At 66.7% G+C, this 330-nt stretch carries 1 protein-coding gene; it reads right to left on the reverse strand.

Annotation, left to right across the window (positions count from 1 at the left end; all coding sequences use genetic code 11):
• Nucleotides 1-330 (reverse strand): Ldh family oxidoreductase (locus tag GYA94_RS26985; RefSeq protein ID WP_161893487.1); only part of this gene is annotated, 330 nt, incomplete at both ends.

Below are 330 nucleotides of genomic sequence, written 5' to 3' on the forward strand. Positions count from 1 at the left end.
CCCCCTCCTCGTCTGCCACCTCGCGCTCGCGGTAACGCCGTTCACCCGGCATGCGCGTCAACCCTGCCGCCTGCATCTGCTCCACCAGATCGCGACTGCGCTGGGCAAAACGCTCGCCCTCGGCCTTGCTCGGGTCGATGACGATGATCAGTTGCCCGGTCCATGGCGTTTTCGCCCCCGGGTGCTCCGACCAGTCGAACTCCCAGGAGAAATGCCCGCCTGTCAGCGCCGCCGCCAGCAATTCGACCATCATCGACAGCGCCGAGCCCTTGTGCCCGCCAAATGGCAGCAAGGCACCGCCCTCGAGAATCGCCTTGGGCTCGGTGGTTG

This window comes from Pseudomonas juntendi, from assembly GCF_009932375.1.
Classification (GTDB): domain Bacteria; phylum Pseudomonadota; class Gammaproteobacteria; order Pseudomonadales; family Pseudomonadaceae; genus Aquipseudomonas; species Aquipseudomonas juntendi.